Below are 16,221 nucleotides of genomic sequence, written 5' to 3' on the forward strand. Positions count from 1 at the left end.
GCCCTTACCTGCCTGGTTTCAACCCAACACCACCAGTCGATTGGGCAGCTCATTGCGGCCATGGGTGACCGGAACATGATCGGCCAACAGCTCGCCGCAGGCATGAATGCAGCCTAAAAACCCCTCAAGGGTCTGACCGTTCCTGACTTGCTGGGTAAAGACATCGACCATCGCCTTCCAGGTGTCGTCGTGCAGGCGGCTGGCGATGCCGTGATCAACCAGAATCTCAACGTAGCGCTCGGCTTCGCTGACGAAAACCAGAATGCCGGTTCCGTCGTGGGTCTTGTGCAGGTTCTGCTCGAGAAACTGACGCCGTGCCAGATTGCCCGCTCGCCAGCGCCGCACCGAAGCAGGCACCAGATGCGCGGTCACTCGCGGAATACGGCAGATCAGCGCGACCACAATGAACGTGCTCATTTGAGCCAGCATCAACTCATCGGCACTCAGCCATTGCAGGCAGTAATTGACGGTGCCGGGCAGCAGCAGCCCCAGCAGACCACCCCAGATCAACGGCATGTAGGCATAGTCGTCAGCGCGGGCGGCCAGTACCGTCACCAGCTCGGCATCGGTGCGTTGCTCCACACGATCAATCGCCTCTGCCACCTGCCGCTGTTCTTCTCTGTTCAATAAAGCCATGACTTTCTCATTTCCCGAATCGGTCAATTACCAGTTGCCCGAGGCACCACCGCCATCGAATCGGCCGCCACTGCGGCCTGCAGATTGCTCGCCGGGGCACAGACGGCCGACTGAGCGCCGAATGCTGACGAACACAATCAGCAGCACAACAAGGGTCAGAACAATGGCCGTCAGCCAGACACGGAAATCGCTCAGCGGCTCTTCATAAACAGCAAGCCGGGCCGCAGGTTCAGGGTAATCCGGAACCTGACCACCCAGCGCGGCGATCATCGCCTGTGCGCCACGCTCGATGCCGATGGCAAACCGGCTGTCATTGAATTCGGGTGTCACCAGCATGTTGATGATGAGCGATGACTGGGCATCGCTCAAACGGTCCTCAAGCCCGGAGCCGACCTCCATGAGCACCTTGCGCTTCTCACGGTCGACCACCAGCAGGGCACTGTTGGCCTTGCCTCCGCGCCCCAGATCCCAGGCATCGCCCAACTGGGCGCCGAACTCCTCGATCGTCGCGCCCTGCAGATCCGCAAGGGTGACGACAACAATTCGCTCACCGGTGGCCTGCTCGTAGGCACGCAGCAACTTTGCAAGACGCACGGTCGTCTGACTGTCGAGCATCTGTGCCGCATCCACGACACTGCCCGTCATGGGCGGAAAAACCAGTACGGGCTGCTCGGCCTGGGCACGAAATGCCACGCCCAGCGTCATTACCGCGTACAACATCATCTGGAACACACACTTCAAAGCTGACCTCCGGTGCTTTTTGAAACCATTGAAACGACCGCCTTAGCCAAAACACAAGTTCCCCGGCATAATCCATCGCCGATGCCGAGCACGGAACGACTGTTGACCGAGCGAGGATGTGTACAAAAATCAATCAAACCGGCGATTTTCGTACACACCCTGGAAAGCCCTCGTGCAACGAAACGGGCAGCAACTATTCTTGCGCCCTGCTCGAACAATAACGCCAAAGGTCTATAACCCAAAAACTGGCTGTCGGATATTAAACGCGAGTTGCCGACAAAAGCCTTGAGAATTTATTGATGAATAAGCTGTGTTTATTAGGTTTGCTGGTCGGCCTGGCCGGTCACTCCATGATCGCTCAAAGCGCCGCGGCTGTTGACGCTCCGGCCTCTTCTGCCGTCTCTGGCAAGTCCACACTTCAGGCAAAGAATGCGTTCATCAGCAAACTGATGAAACAAATGACCCTCGACGAAAAGATCGGTCAGCTGCGCCTCATCAGCATCAGCGGTGAAATGCCGCAGCCAATGATTCTCAAGGAAATCGCTGCCGGACGCATCGGCGGCACGTTCAACTCCATTACACGCTCGGAAAACCGTCCCTTGCAGGAAGCGGCAGTCGCCAAGAGCCGTCTGAAAATTCCGATGTTCTTTGCCTATGACGTGGTCCACGGCCATCGCACGATTTTCCCGATCAGCCTCGGCATGGCCGCCAGCTGGGACATGGACGCCATTGCGCTGACCGGCCGTGTATCGGCGAAAGAAGCCAGTGCCGATGGCCTGGACATGACCTTTGCTCCTATGGTCGATATCTCCCGTGATCCGCGCTGGGGTCGCAGTTCCGAAGGCTTCGGCGAAGACACCTATCTGGTCTCGCGGATTTCCGACGTGATGGTCCGGTCGTTCCAGGGCAAGAACGTTGCCGCCAACGACAGCATCATGGCAGCCGTCAAGCACTTCGCCCTGTACGGCGCGGTGGAAGGCGGACGCGATTACAACACCGTGGACATGAGCATGACGCGCATGCACAACGACTACCTGCCGCCATATCGCGCCGGTGTAGACGCAGGCGCCGGCGGCATCATGGTCGCGTTGAACTCGATCAACGGCATTCCGGCGACTTCCAATACCTGGCTGATGCAGGATCTGCTGCGCAAGGACTGGGGCTTCAAAGGCGTCACGATCAGTGACCACGGCGCGATCAAGGAACTGATCGAACACGGCGTGGCAAAGGACTACCGTGAAGCCGCCAAGCTGGCCATCAAGGCCGGTGTCGACCTGAGTATGAACGACGTGGCCTACGGCGAGCAGTTGCCCGGTCTGGTCAAGGACGGCGAGGTTTCCATGAAGGAAATCGACAACGCCGTGCGTGAAGTGCTGGGTGCCAAATACGACATGGGCCTGTTCGCAGCGCCTTATGGCCGTATTGGCGTAGCCGCCGATGACCCGGCCGACACCTACTCCGACGACCGCCTGCACCGTGCCGAAGCCCGCGACGTGGCGCGCAAGACACTGGTGCTGCTGAAAAACCAGAACGACACCCTGCCGTTGAAGAAACAAGGCACCATCGCCGTGATCGGCGGCCTGGCGCAGAGCCATCTCGACATGCTGGGCAGCTGGTCGGCAGCCGGTCGTCCCAATCAATCGGTGACGGTGTATGAAGGTCTGCAAAATGCTGTCGGCGACAAGGCCAAACTGGTTTACGCCCGTGGCGCGAACGTCAGTGACAACGAACACATCCTCAACTACCTGAACTTCATCGAGAAGGAAGTGGAAATCGATCCACGTCCGGCTCAGGAAATGATCGACGAAGCCGTCAAGGTGGCCGAGCAGTCCGACGTGATCGTGGCCGTGGTCGGCGAGTCCCGTGGCATGTCCCATGAATCGGCAAGCCGCAGCAGCCTGACCATTCCGGGCAAGCAGCGCGACCTGATCAAGGCACTCAAGGCCACTGGCAAGCCGCTGGTTCTGGTATTGATGAACGGCCGTCCGCTGGTGCTGGTCGATGAGCAGGAACAGGCTGACGCCATGCTCGAAACCTGGTTCCCGGGCACCGAAGGCGGTAACGCCGTGGCTGACGTGCTGTTCGGCGACTACAACCCGTCGGGCAAACTGGCCATGTCGTTCCCGCGCTCGATCGGTCAATTGCCGGTCTACTACGCGCACCTGAACACTGGCCGTCCGTACCATGAAGGCAAGCCGGGCAATTACACCTCGCACTACTTCGAAGAGCCAAACGGCCCGCTGTTCCCCTTTGGCTATGGCCTGAGCTACACGCAGTTCGACGTCTCGGACATCAAGCTGTCGGACGCCAACATGGCGCGTAAAGGCAAACTGACCGCCAGCGTGACGGTCAGGAACACCGGCAAGGTAGCCGGTGCAACCATCGTTCAGCTTTACCTGCGTGACGTTGCCGCCTCGATCAGCCGTCCGGTGAAAGAGCTGAAAAACTTTGAAAAGGTCATGCTCGAGCCAGGTGAAGAGAAAGTAGTTACCTTCACGCTCAGCGAGAACGATCTCAAGTTCTACAACGCCCAGCTCAAGTACGCCGCCGAGCCCGGCGAGTTCAAGGTCATGATCGGCCTGGACTCCCAGACCGTGAAAGAGGCGACCTTCAATCTGTTGTAAGCATCGCTGATGGCGCCTTCACGAGCCGAGTGCACGTGAAGGCGCCCAGGCGGTACGTTCAGGCAGCGCACGAAACATGACGTTCAAGCATCGCTACTGGCGCCTTTCCCTTTACGTGATGCTGATTCTGGCTGGCGCAGCCGTATCGGCCGGACTGGCGATGCGTCAGGCACAGCGCCATGCCCTGTCGGAAGACGCCGTTCGCGCCAGTAGCCAACTGGCGTTGTACGCCAACACGCTGCACACCCTGATCGAACGTTATCGTGCCCTGCCCTCTGTGCTGGCGCTGGATCCGGAAATCCGTACGGCATTGAGCGGACCGGTCACCGAGGATATCCAGAACCGGCTCAACCTGAAGCTGGAAAAAATCAACGCTGCCGCCCACTCATCGACCCTGGAACTGCTGGACCGCCACGGTCTGGCTGTCGGCGCCAGCAACTGGCAGACCCCCAACAGCTATGTCGGTCACAACTACGGGTTTCGTCCCTACTTCCTGCAAACCCGCGCGCAAGGCACCGGACGTTTCTATGCAGTCGGCGTGACCACCGGCATCCCCGGTTATTTTCTGTCCAGCGCGGTGCTGGACGATGCCTCCGGGTTCATCGGTGCGATGGTGGTGAAACTGGAATTCCCCACCATTGAACAGGAATGGGGCCAGGGAGATGACCTGCTGATGGTGAGTGACGATAAAGGCATCGTTTTCATTGCCAACCAGCCAGGCTGGCGTTACCGGGAGCTGGAGCCCATCTCGCTCGAAAACCGCAGCGAACTGCTGCGCACCCGCCAGTACGACAAGAAACCGCTGACACCGCTGCGCAGCCGGATCATCGATCAACTCGGGGAGCACAGCCAGCTGCGCCGCGTCGATGGCCCGGACGGCACGGCAGACTATCTGTGGCAGTCATTGCCGCTGCCGGACGAAAACTGGACGCTGCACCTGCTGCGCAAACCACCGCTGGCCAACGAGGACATCCGTAACGCCGGAATCGCGGCCGCCGGAATCTGGCTGGCACTGGTGTTTCTGGGCCTGTTCCTTTACCAGCGCTGGCGTCTGGCCCGCTTGCGCGAGCGCAGCCGTGACGAACTTGAACGTCTGGTTCAGGAGCGCACCCGCGATCTGCAGACAGCGCAGGACGGTCTGGTGCAGTCCGCCAAGCTGGCAGCGCTGGGCCAGATGTCGGCGGCACTGGCTCATGAAATCAACCAACCCCTCACAGCACAGCGCATGCAACTGGCGACCGTGCGTCTGCTGCTGGATCAAGGCCGCATCGAGGAGGCCTGCAAGGCACTGATACCGGTGGATCAGCAACTGACGCGTATGGCGGCATTGACGGGGCACCTAAAGACGTTCGCACGCAAAAGCCCGGCCGGTCTGCGCGAACGGCTGGACCTGGCAACGGTGGTCGATCAGGCCTTGCTGCTGCTCGAACCACGTCTGCATGAAGAGCATGTCGAATGCGTGCTGCAACTGTCACGCCCGGCCTGGGTACGCGGTGATGCGATCCGCCTGGAGCAGGTCTTGATCAACCTGTTGCGCAATGCGCTGGACGCCATGCGCGGCAGAACGCCGGCGCGCCTGGAAATCCGTATCGAGCCACTGGAAGGTCAATGGCGACTGAGCGTCGTCGACACGGGCGAAGGCATCGCACCTGAAAATCTGAACAGCATTTTCGATCCGTTCTTTACCACCAAACCGGTCGGCGACGGGCTGGGGCTCGGTCTGGCAGTGTCCTATGCAATCATTCATGAACTGGGCGGCCAATTGAGCGCGGAAAATCATGGCAACGGCGCAGTGTTCTGGTTCAGCCTGCCCAACGACTTTCTGGAGACCTGACCCGGCATGTTGAACTCGGTCATTGTGGTAGACGACGAAGCCCCCATCCGACAGGCCGTTGAACAGTGGCTGACCCTGTCGGGTTTCACTGTGCAGGTTTTCGCCAGGGCTGAAGAATGTCTGGCAGAACTGCCGGAGCACTTCCCCGGCGTGGTACTCACTGACGTGCGTATGCCGGGCATCAGCGGGCTTGAGCTGCTGGCACGCCTGCAGGTCATCGACAAGGACTTGCCGGTCATTCTGCTGACCGGTCATGGCGATGTCCCCATGGCCGTCGAAGCCATGCGCGAAGGTGCCTACGACTTTCTGGAAAAACCCTTCAGCCCGGAAACACTGATCAGCAACCTGCGCCGCGCCCTGGAAAAGCGTCAACTGATTCTGGAAAACCGACGCCTGCATGAGCAGGCCGACGCCCGTACGCGGCTGGATGCCACGCTGCTGGGCATGTCGCCGAGCCTGCAGACGTTGCGCCATCACGTGCTGGAACTGTCGCAGCTGTCGGTGAACGTCATCATTCGCGGCGAAACCGGCAGTGGCAAGGAGCTGGTCGCCCGTTGCCTGCACGACTTCGGCCCCCGCGCGAGCAAGCCGTTCGTCGCGCTCAATTGCGCCGCCATTCCCGAACACCTGTTCGAAGCCGAGCTGTTCGGCCATGAAAGCGGCGCGTTCACCGGCGCCCAGGGCAAACGCATCGGCCGCCTCGAATACGCTGACGGCGGCACGGTATTTCTCGACGAAATCGAAAGCATGCCCATGGCGCAGCAGGTCAAACTGCTGCGGGTACTGCAGGACAAGCGGCTGGAACGGCTGGGCTCCAATCAGAGCATCGACGTCGACCTGCGAATCATTGCAGCCACCAAGCCGGATTTGCTGGAAGAAGCGCGCGCCGGACGCTTTCGCGAAGACCTCGCCTACCGGCTTAACGTGGCCGAACTGCGCTTGCCCGCGCTGCGTGAACGACGTGAAGACATTCCGCTGCTGTTCAACCATTTTGCCCGTGCGGCGGCAGAGCGCATGGGCCGTGAAGCCCCGGAGGTCAGTGCGGCTCGGCTGAGCCAGTTGCTCAGCCATGACTGGCCCGGCAATGTGCGCGAACTGGCCAACGCTGCAGAACGACAGACTTTGGGCCTGACCCGGCCAGACGTGGAGACACACGCCGAACCGACCGGACAGTCTCTGGCGGCCCAGCAGGAAGCCTTCGAGGCCCAATGCCTGAGAGCCTCGCTGGGCCGGCACAAGGGCGATATCAAAGCGGTGCTCCATGAATTGCAGTTGCCGCGCCGGACGCTCAACGAAAAGATGCAGCGTCACGGCCTCATGCGGGAAATGTTCCTGAGCTGAATAACGGCCTGCTGGAAATACTTGTCTGGCAGGGAGCGAACATTTCCAGACGTGCCGGGTCTGCATACTGTCACGCCGCCTTTGGTCGTGATGGCTGGATAGTTGGAAGGCACAATGACATCATTGCCAGCCTTGATACTCCAGCCAACCTCAGCAGTCCGAAACATGGGGCATTTTCTACCGTGAATACTCCCCTCGACCTCCCTTTGGGTGGCGGCGAAATGGGTCGGCTTATCCGAGAGACAGACTGGTCGACGTCTGCTCTGGGGACCAGGAACAACTGGCCATCGGCACTGTTGTCCTCAATGAATTTGATGCTCAGTTGCCCGGACAGCATGTACGTGCTGTGGGGACCTGAATTCACGCTGTTCTTCAATGACGCCTACTGCGCCGTGCTGCCTGTCGCAGCCAGCCAGGCACAAGGGCAGCCTATCGCTTCGGTCTGGGGCGATGCCTGGGAAGACGTGCGTCACCTGGCCGAACAGGCGATGGCCGGTCATAGCTGCCGATCCGATAACATCCAGCGCACCGTGACCCGTAACGGAAAGTCCGAGCTGACCTGGTGGTCGTTGTCGTATTCGCCGCTGTACGGCAACACGGGCGTGATCGAAGGTGTGTTTTGCCGGGTCAACGAGACCACGGCGCACGTACTCGCCCAGGCCAGACAGAACGAGAACGAAGCCTTCACCGACCGGGTCCTGTCGAGCATCAACGATTGCATCAAAGTGCTGGACCTTGACTCGCGCCTGACCTTCATGAGCGAAGGCGGTCAGCGCATCATGGAAGTCAGCGACTTCAACGCGATCCGCGGCTGTCCGTGGCCGGACTTCTGGCAGAACCAGGGCAATCTCGAAGCCAAGGCCGCAGTCGAAGCAGCCCGGGCGGGAAAGAGCGCCAGTTTCATGGGCTCGGCGCAGACCATGGCGGGCACCGTCAAATGGTGGCACGTGCAGGTCAGCCCCATTTTTGGCACCGACGGCAAGCCGGAGAAAATTCTCTGCGTGTCCCGCGACATGACGCAGTTGCGCGATGCTGAAGAGGCCCTGAAAGCCCTGAATGAATCGCTCGAACAACGCGTGGTGGAGCGCACCCGTGATCGCGACCGGATCTGGCGACTCTCGACCGACCTGATGCTCGTGGCGCAGTTCGACGGCATCATCAACGCCGTCAATCCGGCCTGGACTCAGGCGCTGGGCTGGTCCGAGCAGGCGCTTGTGGGCGGCCAGTTCCTGACGCTGGTGCATCCCGATGATGTGGACAGCACGCTTACCGCCATGAGTGGGCTGGAGAACGGCCAGAACATTCCGCACTTCAAGAATCGCTATCGGCATGCCGACGGCTCGTACCGCACGATTGCCTGGACAGCGGTGCCGGACCAGCAGTTCATCCATGCCGTGGGCCGCGACATCCAGGCTGAGGAAGAAGCCAATGAAGCCCTGAGGCTTTCTCAGGATGCGCTTCATCAGGCACAGAAACTGGAAGCCATCGGCCAGCTCACAGGCGGCGTGGCGCACGATTTCAACAACCTGCTGACCGTGATCCGCTCCTGCAGCGACCTGTTGAAACCTGCTGATCTGGACGAAGCGCGGCGGGTCAAATACGTCGAGGCCATCTCCAGCACCGTGGACCGCGCTGCACGGCTGACCGGCCAGCTACTGGCCTTCGCTCGTCGACAGGCGTTGCAACCTGAAGTGTTCGACGTGTGCGAAAGCGTCGCCCGTATCGGGGAAATGATGGACACCCTGACCGGGTCGCGGATTCAGGTCGATATCGATGTGCCCGCAGAACCCTGTTTCATCTTCGCCGACGGCAGCCAGTTCGACACGGCACTGGTCAACATGGTAGTCAACGCCCGCGATGCGATGGCAGGCTCGGGCCGCCTGACCATCAAGGTGGAACGGTCTGCCTGCCCGTCCAGCGAACTTTCCCCGTCACTGAGCGACGGGGACTACGTGACAGTGACCCTGACCGACACGGGCTCGGGCATTCCCAAGGAAAAACTGGGGCTGATCTTCGAACCGTTCTACACCACCAAAAGCGTCGGTCAAGGCACCGGACTGGGCCTTTCGCAGGTGTTTGGCTTTGCCAAGCAGTCGGGCGGTGAAGTGCTGGTCGAAAGCGAACTGGGCAGCGGCAGCCGCTTCACGCTGTGCCTGCCCAGCGCGCAGAATCACGAGATCACTCCCGAGCAGGAAGGCCATACCTTGAGCGCCCTGCCCGGCCTGTGCGTGCTGATGGTGGAAGATAATCAGGACATCGGCACCTACACCCGCCCGATGCTTGAGCAACTGGGATTTCAGGTGGTCTGGGTCTCCAGCGGCAGCGAGGCGTTGCAGGAGCTTTCGGGCAACCCCGAGAGTTTCCAGGTGGTGTTTTCGGACATCGCCATGCCGGGCATGAGTGGTCTTGAGTTGTATGCCGAGATCGAAACGCGCTACCCATGGATGCCAGTCGTGCTGACGACCGGCTACAGCACTGAGTTCGCGCAGTTCGCTCAGGACGAATCGCACCGCTTCGACCTGTTGCAGAAACCCTATGCGCTGGAAGACCTCGCCACCCTTCTGCACAAGGCAGCGTCTCGACGCACAGAATCGAAGGACTGAAATACTGCTCGCCGTTTCAGCCCGGACCGGACATTCTTTTATTTTTTGAGCACTTGGACAGCCGTATGCAAGGAGAAGGTTTGACATGATCGTCGGTATTGATTTGGGCACGACCAACAGCCTGGTCGCCGTGTGGCGCGACGGTAAAAGCGAGTTGGTCACCAACGCGCTGGGAGACACCCTGACCCCCAGCGTCGTCGGGCTTGATGACGAGGGCCAGATTCTGGTCGGCAAGGCAGCACGGGAGCGCCTGCAGACTCATCCCGATAAAACCACCGCACTGTTCAAGCGCTACATGGGCAGTGCCCAGCAAGTGCGTCTGGGCGCCGATACCTATCGTCCGGAAGAGCTGTCCTCGCTGGTACTCAAAAGCCTGAAGGCCGATGTCGAGCGCGCCTACGGTGAGCCGGTGACCGAAGCCGTTATCAGCGTGCCGGCCTATTTCAGCGATGCCCAGCGCAAGGCCACGCGCATCGCGGGTGAGCTGGCCGGGCTCAAGGTCGAAAAACTGATCAACGAACCCACGGCGGCGGCGCTGGCCTACGGGCTTCATCAAAAGGAAGGCGAAACATCCTTTCTGATCTTCGACCTGGGTGGCGGTACGTTCGACATTTCGATCCTGGAGCTGTTTGACGGCGTGATGGAAGTCCGCGCCAGCGCGGGTGACAACTTTCTTGGCGGCGAAGATTTCGACAGAGCCTTGCTCGACCATTTTGTCAGCGCACATCAGGGCGACTCCAACTTTCCCGCAAGAGCGCTGATCGAGCCCTCGCTGCGACGTGAAGCGGAGCGGGTTCGCAAGGCGCTGGGGCAAGATGAATTTGCCGACTTCGTCCTGCGTCACGCAGACCGCGAGTGGCGCAGGACGATTACCCAGGAACAGGTCGCAGAGCTTTATGCCCTGTTACTGGCGCGCCTGCGTGCACCTATCGAGCGGGCACTGCGTGACGCAAAGATTCGCGTTGCCGACCTCGATGAAATCCTGCTGGTGGGCGGCACCACACGCATGCCGCTGATCCGCAAGCTGGCCGCCGGCATGTTCGGGCGCTTCCCCTCGATCACGCTCAACCCCGATGAGGTGGTCGCTCAGGGTGCTGCGATCCAGGCCGCGCTCAAACAGCGCGATGCGGCGCTGGAAGAGATCGTACTGACGGATGTATGCCCTTACACGCTGGGTATCGAGATTTCCCAACGGGTATTCAACGGGCATCAGGGCGGGCATTACCTGCCGATCATCGAGCGCAACAGTGTGGTGCCTGTCAGCCGGGTACAGACCGTCAACACGGTCTCGGACAATCAGAGCGAGGTCATCCTGAGGATCTTTCAGGGTGAAAGCCGGCTGGTCAAAGACAACATTGCGCTGGGCGAGCTGAACATTCCGGTCCCCAAAGCCAAGGCTGGCGAGATCGAACTGGACGTGCGCTTCACCTACGACAACAACGGGCTGCTCGAGGCCGACGTGTCGGTCCAGGCCACTGGCATCAGTCACAGGCTGGTGATCGAAAACAATCCCGGGGTCATGACGCCGACCGAAATTCAGGATCGACTCAAGGTACTGGAAGCACTCAAGGTTCATCCTCGCGAAAAGCAGGTCAACACCCACCTCATGGCGCGTCTGGAACGTCTGTATCAGGAGTACCTGGGCGAGCAGCGTGAAATGCTCGGGAACTGGGCCGCTCAGTTCCAACGCGTGCTGGAAACCCAGGACGAGCGCCAGATTGGTGAGATGCGCAAACATCTCGAACAGCAGGCAGACCACTTCGAACGAGGTGAGTGGTGACGACAATGGATTGTTGGGGTGTGCTGGAGCTGGATCGCGACGCCGACGAACGCAGTATCAAGCGTCAATATTCCAGGCTGTTGAAAACGACCCGGCCTGACGATGACCCTGTGGCCTTTCAGGCTTTGCGCACCGCCTATGAACAGGCGCTGGACCGGGCGCGCAATCGCGTCGAAGACGACGAGAGCGACGAGGAAGACAGTCTGTTCGCCACGCCCGGCGTCCGGGACACAGAGCCTGCTCTGGAGATTGTGCCTGTCGCACCGCCTCTTATGCCGACGCTGGCAAAGGTCGAACCTGTGCGCCCGGCCGTCGTCGAGACAAGCTGGTATGAACAGGCCATGCGGACCACGCCACAGAACCTGGAGTCGCAACACCAATTGGCGCGGGAACAGGGCTGTGATGACGAGTTTCAGCAGCACCTGGCCAAGCGCTGCCTGCTTGAACCTGACGAACATCTGGAGCTGATTGAGGCGGCAGTCGTCCGGTTGCACTGGTTGACGCCCCTGCAAAAGCTGCAGTTCAGGGCGCATCAGACGCAACGCCTGACACAAGCCCTTCTGGACAGCTCGTTGCCCGCGTTTCGCGACCTGCTCGCCAGGCATCAGGAGCGTGAGTTTCTGGACGCGCTGAAGGCGCTGGAGCAACAACCGTGGTTGTCATCACTGGATCAGCATGACCAGCTAGAACACTGAACCATGACACTGCTGCTCAACACCGATGAGTGGAGCGCTTCCCTTTTCGAGCGCATTTCAGGTCTCTTCGATTGGGATCAGAAACACGACGTACACTCCGGCACACCCTCGCTCTGGATGCACCTGATCGAGCGCTGCGAGAAAAAGGAGTTTGCCCGACGCCAGCAGCAGTTGCTGTCAGGTCCTCTGGACAGCGCAGACGCTCATGCTGCGCAACTGTTGCTCGATCCACCCCCGCTGAGAGAGCAGTTGCGTATTGCCAGGGAATGCAATGACGACGTCTGGGTAGCCTGCAATCGATTGAGCTTCGACCTGTCGGAACGACATCCGGAACTCCTGGAACTGTTTCCGGATGCAGACCTGCATGGCTGGCGAAAACTGCGCCGTCAGGTTGGTTTCAACCCTTATGCCAGGGTGTATGCCGCTGGCGTATCTCTCGCCCTGACCGCGCAGTACTTCCAACCGCCGGGCAAGACGTCCATCGGGTTTGACCTGTTCTTCTGTTTCGTCATGACGCCTGTGCTGATGATGACGGCTTTTTACATCGCACAGGCCATCTGGCAACCGTTCAGAGACGCGTTTGAATCGACGGATAAATGGCTGAGTGAACGCGTGTTGCCCGTGTCGCTCAGTTGGCCGGGTTATCAGGCCCTGATCCTGGCCCACGGCGTTCCGATAGCGCTCGTCGGCGTCCTCTACGCGCATTCGGGCCCGATACCGCTGGCCTCTTATGGTGCCGCCCTGCTGGTCTGGATTTACCTGTCGCCCTATCGACTGTCTTTGATCAAAGACGCTGTCGGTACCAGGACCGGAGGATGGCGCAGGCTTAAAGAGGTCTGCTCGAGGAACATCGGCAAATGGGTGATGCTCACGCTGGGCCTGATGTTTGCCTTCGTGATTGCCGTGATCATCTTCGGGCCTGGGCCTGCTCGTTAGCCCAGCGAACAACACCATCGGCAATAATCCGCTCATCCAAACGCCCCGGATGAGCGGATTATCGCTCACCCATAGCGTTCAACCCCTCTAAAGCAACCCTCTCTGGTGTGGCACAGCTCCTGCTATGGAACTGGTCAGGGCATTGAATGCCTCCTCTAAAAATAATGAAAAAGGATCACCATGGAAATTTCCAACTCCCTACCGAAGGGGTCGGCGGGCGTCGCCGCTGCTCCGAAAACCACGTCGAGTCGTCTCAAATCCATTTTCAGCGGCTCGGTCGGCAACATGGTCGAGTGGTATGACTGGTACGTCTACGCCGCCTTCTCGCTGTACTTCGCCAAAGCCTTCTTCCCCAAGGGCGACACCACTGCCCAGTTGCTCAACACGGCTGCGATCTTTGCCGTCGGCTTTCTGATGCGTCCGATCGGTGGCTGGCTGATGGGCCTGTACGCTGACTACAAGGGTCGCAAGGCAGCCCTGATGGCCTCGGTGCTGCTGATGTGCTTCGGCTCGCTGATCATTGCCCTCACGCCCGGTTACGAAAGTATCGGCGTCGGCGCACCGATCCTGCTGGTGTTCGCACGTCTGCTGCAGGGCCTGTCGGTCGGTGGCGAATACGGCACCTCGGCCACCTATCTCAGTGAGATGGCGACCAAGGAACGTCGCGGCTTCTTCTCCAGCTTCCAGTACGTCACCCTGATTTCCGGCCAGCTCATCGCGCTGGGCGTGCTGATCGTGCTGCAACAGACGCTGACCACCGAGCAACTGTACGCGTGGGGCTGGCGTATCCCGTTCGTCATCGGCGCGCTGTGTGCGGTGGTTGCGCTGTTCCTGCGTCGTGGCATGGAAGAGACCGAGTCCTTCACCCGCAAGAAAAAGGAAAAGGCCAAGGAAAGCCTGATGCGCACGCTGATGCGTCATCCCAAGGAACTGATGACTGTGGTCGGCCTGACCATGGGCGGTACGCTGGCGTTCTACACGTACACCACCTACATGCAGAAGTATCTGGTGAACACGGTCGGCATGAGCATCACGGACTCAACGACCATTTCGGCGGCAACGCTGTTCCTGTTCATGGTGCTGCAACCGGTGATCGGCGCGCTGTCGGACAAGATCGGCAGACGCCCGATCCTGATCGCGTTCGGCGTGCTGGGCACCTTGTGCACCGTCCCGATCCTCACCACCCTGCACACCATCCAGACCTGGTGGGGCGCGTTCTTCCTGATCATGGCGGCGCTGATCATCGTCAGTGGCTATACCTCGATCAACGCGGTGGTGAAGGCGGAACTGTTTCCGACCGAGATTCGTGCGCTGGGCGTGGGCCTGCCCTACGCACTGACCGTCTCGATCTTCGGCGGCACGGCTGAATACATTGCGCTGTGGTTCAAGAGCATCGGCATGGAAACCGGCTACTACTGGTACGTTACGGCCTGTATCGCGTGCTCGCTGTTGGTGTATGTCTTCATGAAGGACACCCGCAAGCACTCGCGAATCGAAACCGACTGACCTCGCGTTGCGGTGATAAAGGGCAGCCAGCAGTCGGGGCTGCCCTTTTTTGTGGGCGCGAATCAGGCTGTCAGTTCGGAGGCTGGATGTTTCCAGGTGTTTCACTGCGGTGCAGGTTTTGGCCGAAAAATAGCTCCAACCTACTGAATTTAATATTATTAAAATTTGTCAAGAGCCTTTATTACAAGATTTTTCAAAAATTGCACCATCATGATGCCATCAGCCCTGCAAGGCCCGAAAACAGAGCGCTCCGGCCAATTATCATTTTCAGCGATGGTCGGTAGCAATCCGATTAACTTCTTAATAATCGGCCAGCGCGTAGCATTGCCTCCATACCGGGATGACAACTCACCCGACCCAAACTGGAGACACCCTCATGAAAACTACCAAACTGATTTTCGGTCTCGCTTTCTCTGTTCTGGCTTCGAGCGCTTTCGCACTGCCAGCCGTGACTACCAGCGACCTGTCGAACGCCCCTATCGTTGCCGAAGGCGGCACCAAGCACACCAACGTCGGCTCGATCCGCGTAGCTGCTGACGGTGCTGATCGCGTCGGTGCCAACCGCCTCGCTGCAGACGGCGCTGACCGTGTCGGTGCCAACCGCCAGGCCGCCGATGGTGCTGACCATGTCGGTGCAAACCGCCTCGCCGCAGACGGCGCTGACCGTGTCGGTGCCAACCGTCAGGCTGCCGATGGTGCTGACCACGTCGGTGCAAACCGTCTGGCCGCTGATGGTGCAGACCGCGTAGGTGCCAATCGCCGCGTTTAAGCAACACGCTTCACAACACCTCAAAGCCCGGCACATGCCGGGCTTTTCAGTGTCTGAATGCTGGCATCCGCTGCCAAAGCGCAGCACTATGCTGCCAACCCCGTCATTGAGCTGATCAGGAAACAAGCATGTCAGACGCTATTCACTCCTATGAACCGTCCAAAGGTCATGGTTTGCCTCACGACCCGTTCAACGCGATTGTCGGCCCGCGACCCATTGGCTGGATTTCGTCCCAGGACGCCAACGGCAAGCTGAATCTGGCGCCTTACAGCTTCTTCAACGCGTTCAACTATGTGCCGCCGATCATTGGTTTTTGCAGCGTCGGCCGCAAGGACAGCCTCAATAACATCGAGCAGACCGGCGAGTTCGTCTGGAACCTGGCAACACGTTCGCTGGCTGAAGCCATGAACCAGACCTGTGCCCCGGTCGGTGCCGACGTCAGTGAATTCGAACTGGCCAACCTGACGCCGCTGGCTTCGCACATCGTGGCTGTGCCGCGCGTGCTGGAGACGCCGGTGTCGTTCGAATGCAAGGTCACGCAGATCGTCCAGCTACAGCGCGCCGACAAGGAGCTGGTACCCAGCTGGCTGATTCTGGGCGAAGTGGTTGCGGTGCATATCGCCAAATCCCTGCTCAAGGACGGCGTCTACGACACGGCCGCCGCCGAGCCGATTCTGCGCGGCGGCGGACCTGCGGATTATTTCCAGCTGGGTCCTGAAGCTTTGTTCAAAATGTTCAGACCGGGCGCCTGATCAG

The 16,221-nt window shown here is 59.8% G+C and carries 10 protein-coding genes and 1 pseudogene; 9 read left to right on the forward strand and 2 right to left on the reverse strand.

What is annotated here, in order from left to right; genetic code table 11:
* Positions 1 to 18 precede the first annotated feature (18 nt).
* Together AC0IXS_RS08655 and AC0IXS_RS08660 are read right to left on the reverse strand one after the other, a co-directional pair.
* The gene (locus AC0IXS_RS08655) at positions 19 to 636 is read right to left on the reverse strand and encodes a TPM domain-containing protein (RefSeq protein WP_029243221.1); all 618 of its coding nucleotides are present in this window, start codon (positions 634 to 636) and stop codon (positions 19 to 21) included.
* A gap of 27 nt (positions 637 to 663) precedes the next feature.
* Positions 664 to 1,356 (reverse strand): TPM domain-containing protein, encoded by a 693-nt coding sequence (locus AC0IXS_RS08660; RefSeq protein WP_057410674.1) that lies wholly within the window; start codon positions 1,354 to 1,356, stop codon positions 664 to 666.
* A gap of 320 nt (positions 1,357 to 1,676) precedes the next feature.
* Between AC0IXS_RS08660 and bglX the strand changes: the two genes are divergently transcribed.
* From bglX to AC0IXS_RS08705, 9 genes and pseudogenes are all read left to right on the forward strand, one after another.
* Positions 1,677 to 4,001 carry a beta-glucosidase BglX gene (bglX, locus tag AC0IXS_RS08665; protein ID WP_471824385.1) on the forward strand — a complete coding sequence of 775 codons (2,325 nt, stop codon included), beginning with the start codon at positions 1,677 to 1,679 and terminating at the stop codon, positions 3,999 to 4,001.
* Positions 4,002 to 4,077: 76 nt separating this feature from the next.
* Positions 4,078 to 5,835 carry a sensor histidine kinase gene (locus tag AC0IXS_RS08670; protein WP_471824387.1) on the forward strand — a complete coding sequence of 586 codons (1,758 nt, stop codon included), beginning with the start codon at positions 4,078 to 4,080 and terminating at the stop codon, positions 5,833 to 5,835.
* A 6-nt stretch (positions 5,836 to 5,841) separates the two neighbouring features.
* Positions 5,842 to 7,176: a sigma-54-dependent transcriptional regulator gene (locus AC0IXS_RS08675; RefSeq protein WP_471824388.1), complete on the forward strand. Its 1,335-nt coding sequence runs from the start codon at positions 5,842 to 5,844 to the stop codon at positions 7,174 to 7,176.
* A 221-nt stretch (positions 7,177 to 7,397) separates the two neighbouring features.
* A complete protein-coding gene (locus tag AC0IXS_RS08680; RefSeq protein ID WP_122669024.1) occupies positions 7,398 to 9,779 on the forward strand; it encodes a PAS domain S-box protein in 2,382 nt (793 codons plus the stop codon).
* Positions 9,780 to 9,864: 85 nt separating this feature from the next.
* Entirely contained in the window at positions 9,865 to 11,559 is a 1,695-nt protein-coding gene (locus tag AC0IXS_RS08685; RefSeq protein WP_471824389.1) for an Hsp70 family protein, read from the forward strand.
* A 5-nt stretch (positions 11,560 to 11,564) separates the two neighbouring features.
* A pseudogene (locus tag AC0IXS_RS08690) lies at positions 11,565 to 13,190 on the forward strand (molecular chaperone DnaJ).
* A gap of 180 nt (positions 13,191 to 13,370) precedes the next feature.
* Positions 13,371 to 14,696 carry an MFS transporter gene (locus tag AC0IXS_RS08695; RefSeq protein WP_057410624.1) on the forward strand — a complete coding sequence of 442 codons (1,326 nt, stop codon included), beginning with the start codon at positions 13,371 to 13,373 and terminating at the stop codon, positions 14,694 to 14,696.
* A 376-nt stretch (positions 14,697 to 15,072) separates the two neighbouring features.
* A complete protein-coding gene (locus tag AC0IXS_RS08700; protein WP_471824391.1) occupies positions 15,073 to 15,465 on the forward strand; it encodes a hypothetical protein in 393 nt (130 codons plus the stop codon).
* Positions 15,466 to 15,593: 128 nt separating this feature from the next.
* A complete protein-coding gene (locus AC0IXS_RS08705; RefSeq protein WP_004881319.1) occupies positions 15,594 to 16,217 on the forward strand; it encodes a flavin reductase family protein in 624 nt (207 codons plus the stop codon).
* The last annotated feature ends 4 nt before the right edge of the window (positions 16,218 to 16,221 follow it).

The sequence above is a fragment of the Pseudomonas sp. AC016 genome, from assembly GCF_979253365.1.

Excerpts from the sequence above, each read along its gene's own strand:
- AC0IXS_RS08655 (WP_029243221.1), bottom strand. The coding sequence starts at position 636 with ATGGCTTTATTGAACAGAGAAGAACAGCGGCAGGTGGCAGAGGCGATT.
- AC0IXS_RS08660 (WP_057410674.1), bottom strand. The coding sequence starts at position 1,356 with ATGTTGTACGCGGTAATGACGCTGGGCGTGGCATTTCGTGCCCAGGCC.
- bglX (WP_471824385.1), top strand. The coding sequence starts at position 1,677 with ATGAATAAGCTGTGTTTATTAGGTTTGCTGGTCGGCCTGGCCGGTCAC.
- AC0IXS_RS08670 (WP_471824387.1), top strand. The coding sequence starts at position 4,078 with ATGACGTTCAAGCATCGCTACTGGCGCCTTTCCCTTTACGTGATGCTG.
- AC0IXS_RS08675 (WP_471824388.1), top strand. The coding sequence starts at position 5,842 with ATGTTGAACTCGGTCATTGTGGTAGACGACGAAGCCCCCATCCGACAG.
- AC0IXS_RS08680 (WP_122669024.1), top strand. The coding sequence starts at position 7,398 with ATGGGTCGGCTTATCCGAGAGACAGACTGGTCGACGTCTGCTCTGGGG.
- AC0IXS_RS08685 (WP_471824389.1), top strand. The coding sequence starts at position 9,865 with ATGATCGTCGGTATTGATTTGGGCACGACCAACAGCCTGGTCGCCGTG.
- AC0IXS_RS08695 (WP_057410624.1), top strand. The coding sequence starts at position 13,371 with ATGGAAATTTCCAACTCCCTACCGAAGGGGTCGGCGGGCGTCGCCGCT.
- AC0IXS_RS08700 (WP_471824391.1), top strand. The coding sequence starts at position 15,073 with ATGAAAACTACCAAACTGATTTTCGGTCTCGCTTTCTCTGTTCTGGCT.
- AC0IXS_RS08705 (WP_004881319.1), top strand. The coding sequence starts at position 15,594 with ATGTCAGACGCTATTCACTCCTATGAACCGTCCAAAGGTCATGGTTTG.